The sequence below is a fragment of the Sphingomonas beigongshangi genome, assembly GCF_016820445.1.
GTDB lineage: Bacteria > Pseudomonadota > Alphaproteobacteria > Sphingomonadales > Sphingomonadaceae > Sphingomonas > Sphingomonas beigongshangi.
This window is the reverse complement of the sequence record NZ_JADHDT010000001.1, coordinates 174,264-189,911: the sequence shown is the minus strand read 5'-3', so window position 1 is coordinate 189,911 and position 15,648 is coordinate 174,264. Positions and strand designations below refer to the sequence as shown.

Genomic DNA, 15,648 nt, shown 5'->3' with positions numbered 1-15,648 from the left:
ATCAGGGCTCCATGACCGCTATCGGCATTCGCCGGTTCACTTGCGCGGGCGCTTGGCGAGCAGCGAGGCGAGCAGCGAGCTGCCCTTGCCGCCGCTCTTGCCGGCACCCGGGACACCGGCATCGAGCGCCTCGTCGCCGACGCTCAGCACGCCCTTGACCAGGTCGAGCAGGGGCGCGACGGTCTTGGAATTCTTGCCCGCCTCCGCCATCGGCTTGCCGAGCTTCGCCGCCTGTGCCGCCAGTTTCTGGTCGAACGGCACGACATGATCGATCTTGCGTTCGATCGATCCCTCGAAATCCTTGCGGCTGATCTCGAGCTGCCCGGCGGCATGCATGCGGTTGGCGACGACGGTCACCTGCGTCTGCGGGGCGTTGGACTTGAGCCACGACAGGATGCGGATCGTGTCGCGCGCCGCCGCCAGCGTCAGTTCGGTGACGACCACCGCGGTCTGTATGTCGCTGATCAGGTGTGGATGCTGCACCAGCATCGCACGCGGAAGATCGACCACGGTGCATTCGAAGGCGGCACGCATCTCTTCCTGCAACTGGTAGAAGGCGGCGCCATCGGTCATCAGCGGCTGGTTGATCGGCGCTTCCGCGGACAGCACGGCGAGCTTCTCCGACGCCTTCACCATCGCCCGCTCGATGAACAGGCCGTCGATCCGGCTGGGGTTTTCGATCGCGTCGGTCAGGCCGCGGCCCGGCTCGAGATCGAGCGCCAGCGCGCCGGTGCCGAAATGGACGTCGAGGTCGAGCAGCGCGGTCGCACGCTTCTCCTTGTCGCTCATCAGCCAGGCCAGCGAGGTCGCGACCGTCGAAGCGCCGACGCCGCCGCGCGTACCGATGACGGCGGTCGAGCAATGCGGACGGTCGACGACCGCCTCCGTCGCCTTGGGCGCGTTCAGCATCGCCTGTGCGTGGCCGAGCGCTTCGCGCAGCATGTCGGGATGCACCGGCTTCAGCAGATAGTCCTGGATGCCGCTGGCCACGAGGTCACGATACAGCCGGACGTCGTTGACCTGGCCGGCGGCAATCACGACCGTCCCCGGTTCGCACACCTCGGCGAGCGCATTGATGTCGTTCAGCGGATCGCCCGATTCCGCCAGGTCGACGAACAGGATCTGCGGGCTGGCCGATACCGACAGCGACTGGACCGCGTTGCGCAGCCCGCCCTTGTGCACCTTCTCGACCGTCCAGCCGAGCTCCGCGGCGACCGCGCGCAGCGTGTCGGCGGTGGTGTCGTCGCAGGCGAAGGCGGCAAAGGGTTCGCGCAGGCCGGTACCGGGCTTCCAGGGCGCGTTCATGTCACTTTCCTCCCGTCGCGGGCAGCGTACCCGTCGCGCCCGTCGCCGTGCGCTTGCGGTAATTGTCGATCGCCTTGCTGGTCAGCGCCGGATCGACGACCGATCCCGCTTCCGTCCCCCGAACGAGGTCGTCGGGACGCGCGACCATCGCGGCGAGGTTGCTGTTCACCGCACATCCGAAATTGGACGAGGTATGCTGATCGAGTTCGGTGCTGCTGTCGCGACTCCAGTCGGGACAGCCCGGCACCGACGCACGCATGCGGGACACGATGACGCGCACGGCGCCCTGTGCCACAGGCGCGTTCGTGACGGGCGTATCGGTCGACAGCAGCAGGCCATAGCGCGCGACGACGCCGGCGACCTGCTCGTGGGCAGTGGGCGCATAGCCGCCCGGATCGTCGATCGCGATGCGGTCGCCGAAGCCGACGTGCATGCCTTCCATCCAGCCGGCGAGGCGATAGTCCTCGCCGGGCGCGAGCGCGCCGCCGCGCGTCGCGAGATCGAGCGCGTAGCTGGTGCGGTCGACGACCGGCTGGTGCACGGACTCCACGCCGCGGTTCTGGGTGCCCATGCACCCGCCCAGCATCAGTGCGGGAACGGCGAGCGAGGCAAGGAGGATCGGACGGATCATCGGGAAGGTCATCCTTCGCGCGCTTAGTTGGAGAAGCCGGGGGCGGGGACGTCCGCCTTGCGGGACTTGCGATCGCTACGGGCGTCGGAGGCGGCCGGAGCGGCATCGCGCCGCGGTTGCGCCGGTACCGGAGCGGATGCGCCGTAACTGGGCGCCATGCCGGGCGCGCTGCCTGGCGCCATCGACGGCACCGGGCGGCGATCGCCGCTGATCCCCGTGCCGAGTTCGCCGAGCAGCAGACGGCCGGCATCGGTGGGGGCGCGATAGCCGTCGCTCGGCAGCGCGACCTGCGACAGGCTGTTGATCGGCTTTACCAGATAGGGGGTGATGATGATGACGAGTTCGGTCTCGCTGCGCTGGAAGCCGTTCGACCGGAACAGCGCGCCGATGATCGGCAGATCGCCGAGGAACGGCGTCTTCTGGATCGAATTGTTGTGCGTGTTCTGGAGGAGGCCGCCGATCATCATGCTCTGGCCGGAGCCCAGTTCCAGCGTCGTTTCGACGCGGCGGGTGGTCAGCCCGGGAACGCGGGTGCCGTTCATCGTCACCGCATTGGAGTAATCGAGCTGCGACACCTCCGGCCGCACACGCAGGCTGATGCGCCCGTCGGCGAGCACCGTCGGCGTATAGGCCAGGCTGACGCCATATTGCTTGTATTCGACCGACACGGTGCCCAGCGCCTGCGCGATCGGGATCGGCACCTCGCCGCCGGCGAGGAAGGTGCCCGTCTCGCCCGACAGCGCGGTGAGATTCGGATTGGCGAGCGTCGTCACCATGCCCGTCGTCTCGCCGAGGTCGAGCGCGCCGAGCAGGTCGAGGCCGAGCAGCCTGCCGGCGAAGCCCAGCGTCCCGCCGGTTGCCGCGCCCGTCAGCAGCGTGCTGCCCGTCGATGCGGTCGTGCCCCCGGTGAACATGCCCCCGCCGTTGGCCCCACCGCTCAGTGGGGCATATTGCGTCTGGGCTCGTCCCTGCGTGATGCCGAACTTGAAACCGCCGGTGCCGTCGAACGACTGGATGTTGACGCCGACCTGCTTGATGAAGCTGCGGCTCACTTCCGCGACGCGCACCTGCAGGTTGACCTGCAACGGCGTCGCCGTCTTCAGGCGGGAGAGCACCTTGGTGCTTTCGCCGACATAGGCCTGCACAAGGCGTTCCGCCTCGGCCGCGTCGCCGGGGCTGGCGATCGTGCCGGTGAGCAGGACCAGACCGTTCATCGGCGTTGCGACGATCTGTGCTTCCGGCATCGCAAGACGCAGCATCGCGCCGATCGAGTCGTAGTTGTTGCCGACGCGGACCGTGCTTGCATAGACGACCGCGCCACCCTTGGTCGTCGCGGAGATCGTTGTCTCGCCCGGCTTCTTGCCGAAGATGTAGAGCTGGGTCGGAGAGCGGACCTGCACGTCGGCGACCGCGTCGTCGGCGACGAACACGTCGCTCATCGGGCGTGGCAGCGTGACGAGCCGGCCGCGACCCGTGTTGACCTGGACGAGGCCGCTGGGGGCGCTGGACGCACCTGGCGCCGGCCGCGCATCGGCGAGGCCGGCGGGCGTCGCCAGCACCATGGCCAGCGCGAGCGGCGCGCGTGCGAAAGGCTTCGAGGACTTGCGCATGATTACTTGTTTCCCCCGACCGGAACGACGGTCACGCTGGTGCCGCGCGCGACACGCACGACGGGACCGGTTGGTATCGCGGCCGCACCCGGTGCGGTCGCGGCGGCGCCACCCGGAGCGGGCATGCCCACCCCCTGCGCCTGCGCGGCAAGCCCGGAGGCCTTGCCAGGCACGGAACTACGCTGGAAGCGCGAGACATCGGCTCCCGTGGCGAAGGTGCTGTCGCCCGACTGCGGGCGGCTGGCGGACGCCAGCATCATCGCCTTCTCGGCCTTGGCATCGCCGTTGGCCGGCACCTTGACCGATCCGTTGGCAATCGCCTCCTCCAGCTGCGCCGGATTGTCCGCGAGGCTGCGTAGCGACAGCGACAGGTCGCCGACGGTGCGCGCCACCGCGATCTGCTCCGCCATCTTGGGCGTCGCTTCGAGCGTCACGTTGGAATAGGTGCTGACCTTGGTCTTGCCGTCTTCTCCGACGCTGTTGTCGGTGCGCTGGTCGGTCGCGAGGACCCGCACGTTGCGCATGATCGTTTCCGAAACCTTGAGCGGCTGGCCGTCGCCGCCGCCCGTGACGGATTGGGTCAGCACGAGATCGACGCGGTCGCCCGGGAAGACGAAGCCCGCGACGGCCGCCTGGCCGGAAACCGCGACCGTGACGGCGCGCATGCCGGGACCCAGCGCGGCGGCCAGGAAGCCGCGGTCGCCGGGCTTCACGAGCGCGCCCTGCGTCACCGGCTGGCCCGCGGTGATCGGGTTGCGCACGACCGTTCCCTGCAACGCCTTGAGATCGGTGCCCGCCTTCAGGAAATAGGCGCCGTCGACCAGTTCCTTGGGCCAGGGCTGGAACTTCAGCGCCGAGGCATCGAGGATGGTGCCGACCGGCAGCGTGCGAGTCGCGACCAGCACTTCCGGCCCGTCGACGGGCCGCAGGCCCGGCTGCGTCATGGCGGCGGCCTGCGGTGCGGCGGAACCGGCGAGCAGCGTGCGGGCGAAGAACGCCGTGATGCCGGCGATCAGCAGCGCTCCCACCAGCAAAACGATCTTGCGACTATCCATGTTGCAACGGGCCTTTTCTGCGCACCGGTGGTTGATCCGGCGCTAAGTATTGAGGTGGAGTGGTTAAAATCCGGTTGGTGGTCCCGCCGGGACGACCGTCAGCAGGGCTGCGGCAGCGATGGCGACGCCGTAGGGCACTTCGACCACCGCCTCGCGACGGCGCCAGCGGTGCTCGACCACCATCAGCATCGTGATCGCGCCGCCCACCACCGCCATCAGCATCAGCATCGACAGCACGCCGCCGGGCGGAAACCAGAGGGCAAGCGCGCCGATCATCTTGACGTCGCCTCCGCCCATCCACCCGGCAGCGAAGACTCCCGCGAACAGGGCGAACACCGCGGTGGCCAGGCCGAACTGGATCGCCATGTCACCCCAGCCGAGCCCGTTCGCCCACCACCATGCGGGGGCAGCGAGCGCGATGGCGGCATTCTTCCAGTTCGCGATTTCGCGCCGGCGAGCATCCTCGATCCCTGCCGAGAGCAGCAGGGCGAAAAGCAGCGCGATGACGGCCATGCCGAGAAGTTTGTCCCACCCCATCGGTGTGAACAGGTAGACGCGATGGCTTTCGAAACCGTAACCAAGGGGAGCCGATGACCCAGATCCCGTTCGATCCCCACGCACTGCGGCGCGATTTTCCCGCAGACTCGCGCCTGTCGCATTGGATCGCGGCCGACGGATGGCGGCATCGTCGCTTCGATTGGCCCCATCCCAACCCGCGCGGCCGCATCCTCGTCCAGGGCGGACGGGCCGACATCATCGAGAAGTTCCTGGAGGTGATCGGCCATCTCCATGCACATGGCTGGGCGGTCACGGCCTTCGACTGGCGGGGGCAGGGCGGCTCCGGCCGCCTGGCGAAGGATCCGCACGTCGGTCATGCGGAGCGCTTCGATCCCTGGCTCGCCGACCTTTCCGCCTTCTGGAACGACTGGCGGTCGGAGGGTGATGGTCCGACCGCGATCCTGGGGCATTCGATGGGCGGCCACCTGCTGCTCCGGTCCTTGATGGACGGCGGTGTGGACCCGGATGCGGCTGTGCTGGTCGCGCCGATGCTGGGAATCCACTCGCCGGTGGGGCCGCGGCTGGGCGCGTGGCTGGCGCGGCTGATGACCCGGATCGGCGATCCGGCGCGGCCCGCCTGGCGCGTGCGCGACGATTCGCAATCCGCCGGCCATCGCGAGCGGCTGCTGACGCACTCGCACGACCGGTATGCCGACGAGGCCTTTTGGTACGATCGCGATCCCAGCCTGCGACTGGGGCCGCCGAGCTGGGCATGGATCGCGGAAGCATTCGTCGCCTGCACCGCGTTGCGGGACGACCCGCGCCTCGTGACGGTCCGGACGCCGATCCTGATGCTGGTGGCCGACGAGGATGGGCTTGTCGATTCGCAGGCGGCGGTAAGGGTGGCCGCACGGCTGCCGCGGTGCGAGCTGGAGCGCTTCGGCGCCGAGTCGGCGCATGAGATCCTGCGCGAAGCTGATGCCGTGCGGTTGCGCGCCTATGGCCTGATCGACGCGTTTCTTGCCCGGCAGACGGCATGACCTACGACATCGCGATCGTCGGCGCGGGCATTGCCGGGGCGAGCCTCGCCGCCGCGGTCGGAGACGGCGCGCGTGTCCTGCTGCTCGAAGCCGAATCGCATCCTGGCTATCATGCGACGGGCCGATCGGCGGCCTTCTGGTCGGAAACCTATGGTGGACCCGGGGTCCAGCCGCTGACGAGCGCGTCAGAACGGGCCCTGCGCGAGGCGGGCGTGCTCGATCCGCTCGGCGAGCTCCATATCGGTCGCGCGGACGACGCGGCGGCGGCGGACGCGTTTCTTGCCGCCTTCGCGGGCAGCGGCGTCCGGCTCGACCGTGTCGATCCGGCCGCGATGGTACCGGGCCTGTTACCCGGCTGGACGATCGGCATTCACGAACCGAGCTGCGCCTATATCGATGTCGGTGCTCTCCATGCGCGCTATCTTGCCACCGCTCGGTCGGCGGGCGCGACCCTGGTCGTCGATGCGGCGATGCGCAGCGCGGTCCGGCGCGGCGGCTCCTGGCGGATAGAGACCGCCGCGGGGCCGTTCGCGGCGGACGTGCTCGTCAATGCGGCGGGCGCCTGGGCGGACGAGGTCGCCGTGCGGGCCGGCGTGGCACCCATCGGTATCCGCCCGTTTCGCCGGACCGTCGTCCAGTTGCGCAGCGATCCCGCCCCGCCGGCGCGGCTGCCGCTGGTCGCGGACATCGCGGGCAGTTTCTATTTCAAGCCGGAGGCCGGCGGGCGGCTCTGGCTGAGCCCGTCGGACGAGACACCCAGCGACCCGTGCGATGCAGCGGCGGAGGAGCTCGACGTCGCAATCGCGATCGACCGCTTCGAAGGTGCGGTCGACTGGCGGGTCGACGCGGTGGAACGCCGCTGGGCCGGGCTGCGCAGTTTCGCGCCCGACCGGCTGCCGGTTTATGGTGTTGCGCCCGACATGCCCGGTTTCTTCTGGTTTGCAGGACAGGGCGGCTTCGGCATCCAGACATCGCCCGCCGCCGCCATGATCGGCGCCGCATTGGTTCAGGGCGGAACGCCCGCGGACGAGGTGTCGGGCATCGACGTCGCCCGCTATGCACCCGCGCGGTTCGCGTCTATGCCACGCTGACCACTCTCGCGAAGGAGGCCAGGATGGCGCACAAGTTCGTGATCGAGAAGAACAAGGCCGGGGAATTCGTCGCCAAGTTCAAGCACAACGGCGAATTGATCTGGTGGACCGAGGGCTATTCCAGTCGCGCCAGCGCGCGCAACGCGATCGCCTCGATCCTCAAGAACGGACCCGCGGCCGCCGTCGAGGAAGAGGAATAGCGGGCGGCGGGGTTCAGGGACGCTTCGCCGCCGCCAATGCGGCGTCGCTGGCGAGCTTGTCGGCACGCTCGTTATCCGGGTGGCCGGCGTGGCCCTTGACCCAGATCCACTCGATCTCGTGACGCTGCGTCGCGGCGAACAGCGCCTGCCACAATTCGGCATTCTTGACGGGCTTCTTGTCCGCCGTCTTCCAACCGTTCTTTCGCCAGCCGTGGATCCAGCGGGTCAGCCCGTCCATCACGTATTTGCTGTCGGTGGATAATGTAACGCGGCACGGCCGCGTCAGGACGCCCAGCGCCTCGATGGCCGCGGTCAGTTCCATGCGATTGTTGGTCGTCATCGGCTCGCCGCCGGACAATTCCTTCTCGTGGTTGCCGAAGCGGAGCAACGCCCCCCAGCCGCCGGGGCCGGGGTTGCCCTTGCACGCGCCATCGGTGGCGATCTCGACGCGGCTCATCTGCTCGGTCATGCGAATGCCTCCGGATGTGCGTCATACCAGTCGAGGCGCCGGAGATAGGCGAGCGGATCCTTGCGCGTGACGAGCGCGTCCGCCGGTGTGTTGAGCCAATCCCAGGCCCGCGTCAGCAGAAAGCGGATGCAGGCGCCCCGCGCCAGCACCGGCATGGCCGCGCGTTCCGCCGGCGAAAGCCGGTCGCCATAGCCTTTCATCAGCGCCGCGCCGACGCCGTCCAGCGGCGCACCGGCGGGATCGAACCCCCAGGACGTATGCATCACGGCGAGGTCATAGGCGCGTAGGTCGCAGCAGGCGAAGTAGAAATCGATGAGACCCGTCACCTGTGCGTCGAGCATCAGCACATTGTCCGGAAACAGATCGGCGTGGATGACGCAGGCAGGCAGATCGTGCGGCCAGGCTGCCTCGAGACGGGCGAGCGCCGCGTCGACGCGGGCGAACAGTCCGGGGGCGATGGCATCGAGATCGGCACCGCAACGCTCGAGCAGGGGCCGCCATGCCGTGACGCCCAAGCTGTTCGGCCTCTTCCCGTCGAAATCGGCGACCGCGGCATGAAGATCGGCGAGCGCGGCACCGGCGGTATGCGCCTGGATCGGCGACGGACGCGTCAGCGACACGCCGGGCAGGAAGCGGATGAGGCAGGCGGGCCGGCCGGCGAGCGTCTGGATCGCGACGCCGTCCCGGTCCTTGATCGCGGGCGGCACGGGTAGTCCGCGCGCCGCGAGATGATCGAGCAGCGCCATGAAGAAGGGCAGGTCACCCGCCTCGACGCGCCGCTCGTACAGCGTCAGGATGTACCGCCCCGCGGTCGTGTCGATGAGGTAATTGCTGTTCTCGACGCCCTCGGCGATCCCCTTGGCGGAGACGAGTTCGCCGACCCCTTCGTAGCGCGTCAGAAAGGCGGCAAGCGCCTCTGCCGAGACCTGCGTATAGACCGCCATCAGCCCCGCGCCGTCACGCCGCGGCGTCGAGCCCGCGCGGCAGCTTGAACGCGATCGTCTCCCGCGTCGTCTCCTCCTCGCGCTCGGTGATGGCGTAGCGGGTGGCGAGCAAATCGACGAGCTCGCGCACCAGCATCTCCGGTGCCGACGCGCCCGCGGTGATGCCGAGCGTGCCGACGCCGTCCAGAAACGTCCAGTCGATCTCCGCCGCGCGCTGGATCAGGCGCGCCGGCGTCCCCTCGCGCTGCGCCACTTCGACAAGCCGGAGCGAATTGGATGAATTGGGTGCCCCGATCACCAGCATCGCGTCGCACGCCGCCGCGATCGCCTTGACCGCGGCCTGGCGATTCGACGTGGCATAGCAGATGTCCTCCCCGCGCGGCCCCTGGATGGTCGGGAAGCGCGCCTGGAGGGCGGCGACGACGGCGGCGGTATCATCCACCGAGAGCGTCGTCTGCGTCAGGAAGGCGAGGTTGTCGGGCTCCGCCGGAGCGAAATCGGCGACATCCTCCACCGTCTCGATCAGCGTCATCGCACCCTGCGGTACCTGGCCGAACGTGCCGATGACCTCCGGATGGCCCGCGTGGCCGATGAACACGATATGCCGCCCGGCGGCGACGAGCCGTTCCGCTTCGCGATGCACCTTGGAGACGAGCGGGCAGGTGGCATCGAGATAGTCCAGCCCGCGATTCTGCGCCGCGGCGGGCACCGACTTGGGCACGCCATGGGCGGAGAAGACGACAGGCTTACCGTCGGGCACCTGATCCAGTTCTTCGACGAAGATCGCGCCCTTCGCCTTCAGCGTGTCGACGACGAACTTGTTGTGCACGATCTCGTGCCGGACATAAACGGGCGCGCCGTGCTTCTCGATCGCCAGCTCGACGATGCGGATCGCGCGGTCGACGCCCGCGCAGAATCCGCGCGGCGCGGCGATCAGCAGTTCGAGTACGGGCTTGTCGGCGGCGGGCGGCGCGACGATCGGATCGATGGTTGCCATGGCGGGGCTCTACGCGATTGCTTGCACGCGCGAAAGGCGGTTCCTATGGTGCGCGCCGCCCGGCCGGGGCAGCCCGGCCTGATGTCGTCGCCCGTTCGAAAAGGTACGCGTTCACCGTGAAAAGCTCGCTTCTCGCCCCTTGCGCCCTCGCGCTCGTCCTCGGCGGCTGCGCCGGCAAGGGCGAAGTGGTGGAGGGCGGCATCTCCGCCGTCCGCTCCGCCTGCCCGACGGTGGGCGTCGCCGCCGGTACCGGCGATGTCACCCTGTTCGATCCGGCGACCAGCCAGGACGAGAATGCCGTCGACGTCGTCGCCAACATGACCAACGTGCGCGGGACCTGCAACGATGCGGGCGACCAGATCACGACCACGGTGACGTTCGACGTCCTCGCGCGGCGGACGCGGACCGACGGCGCGCGCGACGTGACGCTGCCTTATTACATCGCGGTGGTGCGCGGCGGAAATCAGGTGACGGCGAAGCGCGTCGGTCAGGTCGCGGTGCATTTCGACGCCGGCCAGGCGCGCGCACAGACCCGCGGCGAGGCGACGAGCTACGTCAACCGGGCGGCTGCGACCCTGTCCGACGACGTGCGGCGCGAGCTGACCAAGAAGCGCAAGGCGGGCGAGGAAGACGCCGCGACCGATCCGCTGAGCCGTCCGGAGATCCGCCAGGCGGTGTTGAGCGCGACGTTCGAGGCACTGGTCGGATTCCAGCTGACGAACGACCAGCTGAAGTACAACGCTCAGCGCTAGCGCGTCCGAGCTTGTCGCGCGGGGACCGGGCGGACAGGGAAGTGGTGGTGCAGCGTCCCTCGGGGCGCCGCCATGCCTAATCGCGGGCGCCGCTGTTTGCCGATTGACTTGGGACGGGCGCCCCGTCAGAGATTTTTGCGTCGATGCGGGGCAACCCGCATAGGCGCGCGCGGGAGAGAGCCCAATCAGGGCCGCCGAAGGAGCAACCGCCCCGGAATCTCTCAGGCACACGGGACCGCGCGGTCGCCATCGACACTCTGGAAAGCGCCCCTTTCAGGGGCCACCGAAGGGGTAAGCCCGTACGCCGCAACGGCATCGGGTCAAAGCTCTCAGGTTCCGTGACAGAGGGGGTTTCCGGCACACGCGCGGCATGTCGCCGCCGCTGCCGCCCTTTTGAAAGGCCCCGGGTGATGAGCGACGCGGTGATCGAACAGGCGCAGGACGCCGACCTTGCCGGCGAGGCGGAGGGTGAAGAGCCCGTCATCCAGACTCTGCCGCTCGACGCATGGCATCGCGCCCACGGCGGTCGCATGGTCCCGTTCGCCGGCTACGAGATGCCCGTCCAATACAAAGGCATCATGGCGGAGCATTTGTGGACGCGCGAGAATGCGGGCCTGTTCGACGTCAGCCACATGGGGCAGGTCGGTCTGACCGGCGAGGGTGTCGCCGCGGCGCTCGAAGCGGTGCTGCCGGGTGACGTCGCCGGTCTCGCGCCGGCGAAGATGCGCTATTCGCTGCTCCTCAACGACGAGGGCGGCATCCTCGACGACCTGATGGTGACGACGCTGCCGGCCGGCGATGCGCATCCGTTCGGCGAGGCGAGCCATTACATGGTCGTCAACGGCGCGACCAAATATGACGACGTTTCCTATCTGCTGGATGTCCTGCCTGAAGACATCGTCATCAACCTGATGGAAGATCAGGCGCTGCTTGCGTTGCAGGGGCCGAAGGCGGTCGATGCCTTGTCGCGGATCGTCCCAGGGGTCGAATCGCTGGTGTTCATGACTGCCGGTGCCTTCGCATGGAACGGCGCGCCGTTATGGATCAGCCGCTCGGGCTATACCGGCGAGGACGGGTTCGAGATTTCGCTGCCGGCAGAGATCGCCGACGCGTTCGCCACCGCTTTGTGCGATCAGCCGGAGGTCGAGCCGATCGGCCTTGGCGCGCGCGATTCGTTACGCCTCGAAGCGGGGCTGCCGCTCTACGGTCACGACCTCGATCCGGAGACCACGCCGGTGATGGCGGACCTCGGTTTCGCGCTGTCGAAGCGTCGGCGCGAGGCCGGCGACTTCGCGGGTGCCACACGCATCCTTTCGGAGCGCGAGAACGGACCGGCGGTGAAGCGCGTTGGCCTGACCGTCGCCGGTCGCCAGCCGGTGCGCGAGGGCGCGAGCGTCGTCGACGCGGACGGTGCGATCATCGGCCGCGTCACCTCCGGCGGCTTCGCGCCCAGCGTCGGCGCGCCGATCGGCATGGCCTATGTGCCGGCCGCGCTGGCCGTGCCCGGAACGCCGCTCAAGCTGATCCAACGTGGCAAGCTGCACGACGCAACCGTTGCGGCGATGCCCTTCGTCCCCCACCGCTACATCCGTGCAGGAGCCAAATGAGATGAGCCGCTACTTCACCGAAGACCATGAATGGATCGACGTCGACGGCGAGACTGGAACCGTCGGCATTTCCGAATATGCGCAGGGTCAGCTCGGCGACATCGTGTTCGTCGACGTCCCTGAAGAGGGCAAGCAACTGGCCAAGGGCGACGAGGCGGCGGTGGTCGAGTCGGTGAAGGCCGCCTCCGACGTCTATTCGCCGGTGTCGGGCCACGTGATCGAGGGCAACACCGCGCTCGGCGACGATCCCAGCCTGGTCAATTCGGACCCGGAGGGAGAGGGCTGGTTCTTCAAGATCACCCTCTCCGACACGGCCGAGCTCGAGGAGCTGATGGACGAGACCGCCTACGAGGCGTTCGTCGCCAAGCTGTGATCGCGTAAACTTCCCTCCCGCTTGCGGGAGGGGCTGGGGGTGCGCCTGTCCCCTCCAGCCCAGCTCGTGCCGACAGGCCCTTCCCCGACCCCTCCCGCGCGCGGGAGGGGGGAGTCTTTGTCTCAATGCGCTACCTGCCCCTGACGTCCCATGACCGCGAGTCGATGCTCGCGACCATCGGTGCCGCGAAGATCGACGACCTGTTCGTCGACGTGCCCGAAGCCGCCCGCCTCGGCGGCCCGATCGACGGCCTGCCGATGCATGCGTCGGAACTGTCCGTCGAGCGGCACATGACCAAGCTCGCCCGGCAGAACCTGGTCGCGGGCGAGGTGCCCTTCTTCCTCGGCTGCGGCGCCTATCGGCATCACGTGCCGGCCAGCGTCGACCATCTGATCCAGCGTGGCGAGTTCCTGACCGCCTACACGCCCTATCAGCCGGAGATCGCGCAGGGCACGCTGCAGATGCTGTTCGAGTTCCAGACGCAGGTCGCGCGGCTGCTCGGCACCGATGCGGCGAACGCCAGCATGTACGACGGCTCGACTGCCTGCTGGGAAGCGATCGGCATGGCGCGGCGCATCACCAAGCGCGGCAAGGCGATCCTGTCGTCCGGCCTGCACCCGCATTACGTCAGCGTCGCGAAGACGATGGCCAAGTACACCGGCGACGCGCTCGAAACCTCGCTGCCGACGCTGAGCGCCGAGACGGACATCGAGGCGCTGATCGCGGCGATCGACGGCGATACCAGCTGCGTCGTCGTGCAATATCCCGACATCCTGGGACGCATCGCGGACCTGACCCCGCTTGCCGACGCCTGCCACGCGCAGAAGGCGCTGCTGATCGCGGTGGTGACCGAGCCGGTGGCGCTGGGCGCGATCCGCTCGCCCGGCGAGATGGACGCGGACATCGTCGTCGGCGAGGGCCAGTCGCTCGGCGTCGGCCTGCAGTTCGGCGGCCCGTACGTCGGCCTGATGGGCTGCAAGGACAAATATATCCGCCAGATGCCGGGCCGCTTCTGCGGTGAGACGGTCGATGCCGACGGCAAGCGCGGCTTCGTGCTGACGCTGTCGACGCGCGAGCAGCACATCCGCCGCGAAAAGGCGACGAGCAACATCTGCACCAACTCCGGTCTGTGTGCGCTCGCCTTCTCGATCCACATGACCTTGCTCGGCGAGGCGGGATTGCGGCGGCTGTCGGGCATTAATCATGCCCAGGCATGCCGCGCGGCGGAACGGCTGGCGAAGGTACCAGGCGTGCGGGTCGTGAACGACACGTTCTTCAACGAATTCACGATCGACCTGCGCAAGGAGGCGCGACCGATCGTCCGGACGCTCGCGGATCGCGGCGTACTCGCGGGCGTGTCGCTCGGCCGGCTGTACCCGGGCGAGGAGTCGCTGGCGAACGGTCTCGTCGTCGCGGTGACCGAGACGGTGACGCAAGAGGATATCGAGGCGCTGGCGACGGCGCTTGAGGAGGTGCTGGCATGACGATCAACCAGAGCGGCTGGAAGCCCACGTCGCCCACCGCCAAGGATGGCGGCGCACCGGCGACCTTCACGGGCAATCGCGCGCTGATGCTCGAGGAACCGCTGATCTTCGAGATCGGTGACCTGCACACGACCGGCGTCGACTTTCCCGATGGCGACGTCGCCGGGTCGCGGCTTGGCGATCTGACGCGCAAGGATCCGATCGGGCTCGCCGGCCTGTCGGAACCCGAGACGGTGCGTCACTATACCCGGCTCAGCCGGCAGAATTATGCCATCGACCTCGGGCTCTTCCCGCTTGGCTCGTGCACGATGAAGCACAATCCGCGCCTCAACGAGCGCATGGCGCGGCTGCCCGGTTTCGCCGACATCCACCCGCTCCAGCCGGTCGACACGGTGCAGGGCGCGCTGGGCGTCATCAACGAGCTGGCGCACTGGCTGATCACGCTGACCGGGATGCACGGCGTTGCGATGAGTCCGAAGGCGGGCGCGCATGGTGAGCTGTGCGGCATCCTGTGCATCAAGGCGGCGCTGGAGAAGCGCGGCGAGGGGCATCGCAAGGTCGTGCTCGTGCCCGAAAGCGCCCATGGTACCAACCCCGCGACCGCGGCCTTCGCCGGCTTCACGGTCGAGGATATCCCGGCGACCCCCGACGGCCGGGTCGACACCGTGGCGCTGGAGGCGCGGCTGGGGCCGGACGTTGCGGCGGTGATGATCACCAACCCCAACACCTGCGGCCTTTTCGAGCGCGACCTGAAGCGCATCTCGGACGCGGTCCATGCCGCCGGCGGATACGTCTATTGCGACGGGGCGAACTTCAACGCGATCGTCGGCAAGGTGCGGCCGGGTGACCTGGGCGTCGACGCGATGCACATCAACCTGCACAAGACCTTCTCGACCCCCCACGGCGGCGGCGGGCCGGGGTCCGGGCCGGTGGTGCTGTCGGAAGCGCTCAGCCCCTTCGGACCGCTGCCCTTCACCGCGCGCCACGTGAACGGCCATATCCAGCTCGTGGAGGAAGAGACCGCAGGTGACGATCATCCCGACACGTTCGGGCGGATGACCGCCTTCCAGGGCCAGATGGGCATGTTCACGCGTGCGCTGACTTATATCCTCAGCCATGGCGCGGACGGCCTGCGCCAGGTCGCCGAGGATGCCGTGCTGAACGCCAATTACGTGCTGCGCAGCCTCGAAGACACGCTGGACGCGCCGTTCGCCGCGAGCGGGCCCTGCATGCACGAGGCGATCTTCTCCGATGCCGGTCTGGCGGAGGGCTTCTCGACGATCGACGTCGCCAAGGCGCTGATCGACGAAGGATTCCACCCGATGACCATGTACTTCCCGCTGGTGGTGCACGGCGCGATGCTGGTCGAGCCGACGGAAACCGAATCCAAGGCGGCGCTGGATCAGTTCATCGGCGCGCTGCGGTCGGTGGCGGAACGTGCCAAGGCGGGCGACCAGAGCCTGAAGACGGCGCCGCACTTCGCCCCGCGGGCGCGGCTCGACGAGACGCTGGCGGCGCGCAAGCCGGTGCTCGTGTGGAAGGAAAAGCCGCTCGCCGTCGCGGCGGAATAGGAAGACGGGCGGGGAGGGCGA

General features: G+C 68.6%; 16 protein-coding genes and 1 riboswitch. Of the genes, 8 read left to right on the top strand and 8 right to left on the bottom strand.

Annotated elements, in window-relative coordinates; translation table 11 throughout:
• Positions 1-36: 36 nt before the first annotated feature.
• The 5 genes from IQ292_RS00935 to IQ292_RS00915 form a co-directional block, all read right to left on the bottom strand.
• On the bottom strand, positions 37-1,305 hold the full coding sequence (locus tag IQ292_RS00935) for a CpaE/TadZ family protein (protein WP_203308433.1): 1,269 nt from the start codon (positions 1,303-1,305) through the stop codon (positions 37-39).
• 1 nt (position 1,306) lies between these two features.
• Positions 1,307-1,936 carry a CpaD family pilus assembly protein gene (locus IQ292_RS00930; protein WP_203308432.1) on the bottom strand — a complete coding sequence of 210 codons (630 nt, stop codon included), beginning with the start codon at positions 1,934-1,936 and terminating at the stop codon, positions 1,307-1,309.
• A gap of 23 nt (positions 1,937-1,959) precedes the next feature.
• A complete protein-coding gene (locus IQ292_RS00925) occupies positions 1,960-3,546 on the bottom strand; it encodes a type II and III secretion system protein family protein (RefSeq protein ID WP_203308431.1) in 1,587 nt (528 codons plus the stop codon).
• Positions 3,547-3,548: 2 nt separating this feature from the next.
• Positions 3,549-4,601 (bottom strand): Flp pilus assembly protein CpaB, encoded by a 1,053-nt coding sequence (gene cpaB / locus IQ292_RS00920; protein ID WP_203308430.1) that lies wholly within the window; start codon positions 4,599-4,601, stop codon positions 3,549-3,551.
• Positions 4,602-4,664: 63 nt separating this feature from the next.
• Complete coding sequence (locus IQ292_RS00915) at positions 4,665-5,114, bottom strand: A24 family peptidase (protein ID WP_238940704.1); 450 nt, start codon at positions 5,112-5,114, stop codon at positions 4,665-4,667.
• Positions 5,115-5,191: 77 nt separating this feature from the next.
• Between IQ292_RS00915 and IQ292_RS00910 the strand changes: the two genes are divergently transcribed.
• From IQ292_RS00910 to IQ292_RS00900, 3 genes are read left to right on the top strand one after another with little or no spacing between them, the layout of a single operon-like run.
• Positions 5,192-6,139: an alpha/beta fold hydrolase gene (locus IQ292_RS00910; RefSeq protein WP_203308428.1), complete on the top strand. Its 948-nt coding sequence runs from the start codon at positions 5,192-5,194 to the stop codon at positions 6,137-6,139.
• A complete protein-coding gene (locus IQ292_RS00905; RefSeq protein ID WP_203308427.1) occupies positions 6,136-7,230 on the top strand; it encodes an NAD(P)/FAD-dependent oxidoreductase in 1,095 nt (364 codons plus the stop codon). The genes IQ292_RS00910 and IQ292_RS00905 overlap by 4 nt, the downstream gene beginning before the upstream one ends.
• A gap of 23 nt (positions 7,231-7,253) precedes the next feature.
• Positions 7,254-7,430: a YegP family protein gene (locus IQ292_RS00900; protein ID WP_203308426.1), complete on the top strand. Its 177-nt coding sequence runs from the start codon at positions 7,254-7,256 to the stop codon at positions 7,428-7,430.
• A 13-nt stretch (positions 7,431-7,443) separates the two neighbouring features.
• Here IQ292_RS00900 and rnhA read toward each other — a convergent pair whose 3' ends face one another.
• The 3 genes from rnhA to ispH are packed head-to-tail and all read right to left on the bottom strand — an operon-like array spanning position 7,444 to position 9,840.
• On the bottom strand, positions 7,444-7,899 hold the full coding sequence (rnhA, locus tag IQ292_RS00895; protein WP_203308425.1) for a ribonuclease HI: 456 nt from the start codon (positions 7,897-7,899) through the stop codon (positions 7,444-7,446).
• On the bottom strand, positions 7,896-8,843 hold the full coding sequence (gene thrB, locus IQ292_RS00890; protein ID WP_203308424.1) for a homoserine kinase: 948 nt from the start codon (positions 8,841-8,843) through the stop codon (positions 7,896-7,898). Before thrB ends, rnhA begins: the two co-directional genes overlap by 4 nt.
• A 13-nt stretch (positions 8,844-8,856) precedes the next feature.
• Complete coding sequence (ispH, locus tag IQ292_RS00885) at positions 8,857-9,840, bottom strand: 4-hydroxy-3-methylbut-2-enyl diphosphate reductase (RefSeq protein ID WP_203308423.1); 984 nt, start codon at positions 9,838-9,840, stop codon at positions 8,857-8,859.
• Between the two features lie 116 nt (positions 9,841-9,956).
• Between ispH and IQ292_RS00880 the strand changes: the two genes are divergently transcribed.
• From IQ292_RS00880 to gcvPB, 5 genes are all read left to right on the top strand, one after another.
• Positions 9,957-10,592, top strand: coding sequence for a hypothetical protein (locus IQ292_RS00880; protein ID WP_203308422.1), 636 nt, complete (start codon positions 9,957-9,959; stop codon positions 10,590-10,592).
• Between the two features lie 160 nt (positions 10,593-10,752).
• Positions 10,753-10,840, top strand: a riboswitch (glycine riboswitch).
• Between the two features lie 162 nt (positions 10,841-11,002).
• Positions 11,003-12,199: a glycine cleavage system aminomethyltransferase GcvT gene (gene gcvT / locus IQ292_RS00875; protein WP_203308421.1), complete on the top strand. Its 1,197-nt coding sequence runs from the start codon at positions 11,003-11,005 to the stop codon at positions 12,197-12,199.
• A gap of 1 nt (position 12,200) precedes the next feature.
• Positions 12,201-12,572 (top strand): glycine cleavage system protein GcvH, encoded by a 372-nt coding sequence (gene gcvH, locus IQ292_RS00870; RefSeq protein WP_203308420.1) that lies wholly within the window; start codon positions 12,201-12,203, stop codon positions 12,570-12,572.
• A gap of 125 nt (positions 12,573-12,697) precedes the next feature.
• On the top strand, positions 12,698-14,056 hold the full coding sequence (gene gcvPA, locus IQ292_RS00865) for an aminomethyl-transferring glycine dehydrogenase subunit GcvPA (protein ID WP_203308419.1): 1,359 nt from the start codon (positions 12,698-12,700) through the stop codon (positions 14,054-14,056).
• Positions 14,053-15,627: an aminomethyl-transferring glycine dehydrogenase subunit GcvPB gene (gcvPB, locus tag IQ292_RS00860; protein ID WP_203308418.1), complete on the top strand. Its 1,575-nt coding sequence runs from the start codon at positions 14,053-14,055 to the stop codon at positions 15,625-15,627. The genes gcvPA and gcvPB overlap by 4 nt, the downstream gene beginning before the upstream one ends.
• Positions 15,628-15,648: the final 21 nt, after the last annotated feature.

Excerpts from the sequence above, each read along its gene's own strand:
- IQ292_RS00935 (WP_203308433.1), bottom strand. The coding sequence starts at position 1,305 with ATGAACGCGCCCTGGAAGCCCGGTACCGGCCTGCGCGAACCCTTTGCC.
- IQ292_RS00930 (WP_203308432.1), bottom strand. The coding sequence starts at position 1,936 with ATGATCCGTCCGATCCTCCTTGCCTCGCTCGCCGTTCCCGCACTGATG.
- IQ292_RS00925 (WP_203308431.1), bottom strand. The coding sequence starts at position 3,546 with ATGCGCAAGTCCTCGAAGCCTTTCGCACGCGCGCCGCTCGCGCTGGCC.
- cpaB (WP_203308430.1), bottom strand. The coding sequence starts at position 4,601 with ATGGATAGTCGCAAGATCGTTTTGCTGGTGGGAGCGCTGCTGATCGCC.
- IQ292_RS00915 (WP_238940704.1), bottom strand. The coding sequence starts at position 5,114 with ATGGCCGTCATCGCGCTGCTTTTCGCCCTGCTGCTCTCGGCAGGGATC.
- IQ292_RS00910 (WP_203308428.1), top strand. The coding sequence starts at position 5,192 with ATGACCCAGATCCCGTTCGATCCCCACGCACTGCGGCGCGATTTTCCC.
- IQ292_RS00905 (WP_203308427.1), top strand. The coding sequence starts at position 6,136 with ATGACCTACGACATCGCGATCGTCGGCGCGGGCATTGCCGGGGCGAGC.
- IQ292_RS00900 (WP_203308426.1), top strand. The coding sequence starts at position 7,254 with ATGGCGCACAAGTTCGTGATCGAGAAGAACAAGGCCGGGGAATTCGTC.
- rnhA (WP_203308425.1), bottom strand. The coding sequence starts at position 7,899 with ATGACCGAGCAGATGAGCCGCGTCGAGATCGCCACCGATGGCGCGTGC.
- thrB (WP_203308424.1), bottom strand. The coding sequence starts at position 8,843 with ATGGCGGTCTATACGCAGGTCTCGGCAGAGGCGCTTGCCGCCTTTCTG.
- ispH (WP_203308423.1), bottom strand. The coding sequence starts at position 9,840 with ATGGCAACCATCGATCCGATCGTCGCGCCGCCCGCCGCCGACAAGCCC.
- gcvT (WP_203308421.1), top strand. The coding sequence starts at position 11,003 with ATGAGCGACGCGGTGATCGAACAGGCGCAGGACGCCGACCTTGCCGGC.
- gcvH (WP_203308420.1), top strand. The coding sequence starts at position 12,201 with ATGAGCCGCTACTTCACCGAAGACCATGAATGGATCGACGTCGACGGC.
- gcvPA (WP_203308419.1), top strand. The coding sequence starts at position 12,698 with ATGCGCTACCTGCCCCTGACGTCCCATGACCGCGAGTCGATGCTCGCG.
- gcvPB (WP_203308418.1), top strand. The coding sequence starts at position 14,053 with ATGACGATCAACCAGAGCGGCTGGAAGCCCACGTCGCCCACCGCCAAG.